Source organism: Polaromonas sp. P1_E3 (assembly GCF_056405935.1).
In genome coordinates this window covers 1-2,748 of the sequence record NZ_JBFUBD010000353.1, presented here as the reverse complement: position 1 = coordinate 2,748, position 2,748 = coordinate 1, and the positions used below count along the sequence as shown (strand labels likewise).

The 2,748-nt window shown below is 60.7% G+C and carries 4 protein-coding genes and 1 pseudogene; all 5 read right to left on the bottom strand.

The window, feature by feature from the left end:
* Positions 1-264: inorganic phosphate transporter (locus AC1D0Z_RS19040; RefSeq protein ID WP_477659754.1), on the bottom strand; the 264-nt coding region annotated here is incomplete at its 3' end.
* A 17-nt stretch (positions 265-281) separates the two neighbouring features.
* A complete protein-coding gene (locus tag AC1D0Z_RS19035; protein ID WP_477659753.1) occupies positions 282-929 on the bottom strand; it encodes a DUF47 domain-containing protein in 648 nt (215 codons plus the stop codon).
* A gap of 179 nt (positions 930-1,108) precedes the next feature.
* Entirely contained in the window at positions 1,109-1,471 is a 363-nt protein-coding gene (locus AC1D0Z_RS19030; RefSeq protein WP_477659752.1) for a DMT family protein, read from the bottom strand.
* 21 nt (positions 1,472-1,492) lie between these two features.
* Positions 1,493-2,455 (bottom strand): AEC family transporter, encoded by a 963-nt coding sequence (locus AC1D0Z_RS19025; RefSeq protein WP_477659751.1) that lies wholly within the window; start codon positions 2,453-2,455, stop codon positions 1,493-1,495.
* 108 nt (positions 2,456-2,563) lie between these two features.
* A pseudogene (locus tag AC1D0Z_RS19020) lies at positions 2,564-2,748 on the bottom strand (DUF3299 domain-containing protein); the annotation flags it as partial.

The window sequence follows — 2,748 nt, the reverse complement described above, 5'->3', positions numbered from 1 at the left end:
CCCGAATACCACGTGGGTGTCGACCACCCCGGGCATCACGATGCCCTTGCCTATGGTCGCCGCCACGCTCAGGTGGAAGATGAAATACGCCAGAAAGTTGAAGAAGGCGGCGAACAGCACCGCCTGCCCCGGCTTGAGCACGCCCGTCGAGACCACCGTGGCGATGGAATTGGCCGCGTCATGAAAGCCGTTCATGAAGTCGAAGGCAATGGCCAGGAAGACCAGCAGGAACACCACCCACAGGGCGGCCTGTACGGTTTGCATGGTTCAGCCGCCCGTGATCAGGAATTCTCGAGGACGATGCCCTCGATCAGGTTGGCCACGTCTTCGCACTTGTCGGTGATGGTCTCCAGCAACTCGTAGACCGCCTTGAGCTTGATCACTTCCCGCACATCGGGCTCTTCCCGGAACAGCCGGCTCATGGCTGAGCGCATCACGCGATCGGCGTCGGACTCAAGCTTGTCAATTTCCTCGCAGGTCTTGAGGGCGGCCTCGGCCGTCGCGGCGTCGCTGACTTTTTCAATCAGCGCCACGGCATCCTGCAGGCGCTCGCAGCATTTGACGCTGAGGTCGGTCAGCCGGACGATGTCTTCCGTCATGTGGCGCACGTCATACAGCGCCATGGTTTCAGCCGAATCCTGGATCAGGTCAGCCACGTCGTCCATGGTGTTGATCAGCTTGTGAATCTGCTCGCGGTCGATCGGGGTGATGAAAGTCTTGTGCAGCGCGCGGTTGACTTCATGCGTGATGCGGTCGGCCGCGCGCTCGGCGTGGTCGACTTCGCGGTTGAAAGCTTCGCGCTTTTGCACGTCGGCGTAGTTCGCGACCAGGTTCGAAAACGCGTGGGCGGCTTCGACGATGCGTTCGGCATGCTGGTTGAACATCTCGAAAAAATTGCCTTCGCGCGGCAGCAATTTGCCAAACAGCATGGGGACTCCTGGGGGGAATGTGTCAAAAATATGACGTTTTTGTGACTGCCCGAAGTTTAACCGTCTGGCCGTCCCTTCCCCAGAACCAGCTCGAGCCGCGGAACCGGCTTTGCCGGGCCGCAGGCGGGCGGCCCCCTCGGGGGGCAGGGAGCTACACGAAGTGAGCGACCGTGGGGGCCTTATGAGCTTCGGAAGATGAAGTAAACGGCGCCCACCATACAGAGTGCGGCCCATAGATAGTCGAGCTTTAGTGGCTCGTCCAGGTAGAACACCGCAAAAGGCACGAACACGCTGAGCGTGATGACCTCCTGCATGATCTTGAGCTGTCCGACGCTGAACTGGGTAAAGCCGATGCGGTTGCCGGGCACCTGCAGCAGGTATTCAAACAGTGCGATGCCCCAGCTGATCAGCGCTGCGACGTACCAGGGCGAGGTGGCCAGGTTTTTCAGGTGTCCGTACCAGGCAAAGGTCATGAACACATTGGACAGCAGCAGCAGGCCGATGGTTTGCGCCGATACCGGCAGGGACTGGAGGAATTGCATCAAGGGCTCCGCGAATGAGATTTAGACAAACCGCCCGACCAGCAGCAGCACAACGGTCAAGGTCACCAAGGCCAGCGCGGTGGACACCACGACACTCGCGGTGATCAGGTCTTCTGCGACCTTGTAGCGTTGGGAAAATAAAAACACATTGGCGCCAATGGGCAAGGCCGACGCCACCACCATCACCGCCATCGGCACGCCGCCCACACCCAGCAGGCGGCACAGGCCAAACACCAGCAGCGGGTGCAGCAGGTTTTTCACCCCGGCCAAAGCCAGCGCCTGGCGCCAGTGCTCACCCACGCGGGTGTTGGCCAGCGTCACGCCCACCAGCACCAGCGCCAGCGGGCCGAAGGCGTTGGCCAGCAGTTCCAGCGGCTTGTCGACCACGGCGGGAATCGTGAGGCCCGTCTGCGCAAACAACAGGCCGGCAATGATGGGCAGCGGCACTGGATGCAGCAGCGCGTTTTTCACGGCCATCAGCACCGTGGCCACTGGGTGGCGTGGTGCGGTGGTGACTTCATCAGACGTGCCCAGCTTTTGTTCATGCGCGACCGCCAGCTCCAGCACCACCGTGGCGCTGGTCAGCAGCACCAGCGAATGCACCGAGACCAGCGTAAAAAGCGTCACCAGCCCTTCAGGCCCGTACATCAACCCGACCAGCGCGATGCCGATCATGACGGTGTTCGAAAAAGTGTTGGCCAGCGCCAGCACGGCGGCTCGGCGGTTAAAGCCCTGCAGCAGCAGCGTGCCGCCAAACAGGATGATCACGGCCAAAAAGTAGGCCAGCACGGGCTTGAAGTCCAGCTGCTCAATGCGCACCTTGCTCATGGTGCGGAACAGCAGCGCCGGCGTAAGCAGCAGGAAAATCAGGTTTGAAAGGTCTTTTATCGCTCCGGGCCTTATCCACTGTGCGCGACCAGCTATAAAACCTGTAGCAATCAACAACACGACAGGAAGCAGGGACACGAAGACAAGCTGGTTCATCCGCGTGATCTTAGCGTGCAGGTTGCCAGGCCGTTTCGGTGCCGTCTCCGTATTTTGCGGGGCGGCCCCGCTTGAAAAGCGTCAACCACGGCAGTTTGTGCCGGACTATTACCTTACGCTGGTGGCATCCGTGATGCGGTAGTAAAGGCCATAGGAGTCGTCATTCAAGACGAGGAAGCGCCCCTCCACCACCACCGGCTCCATGCTGTATTTCACCGGCGTTTTGGTTTTAACCTCGACCATGCTTTCGGGCCCACCGGGCAGGCAGAAGGCGCAGGTCAGCGGCACGGACG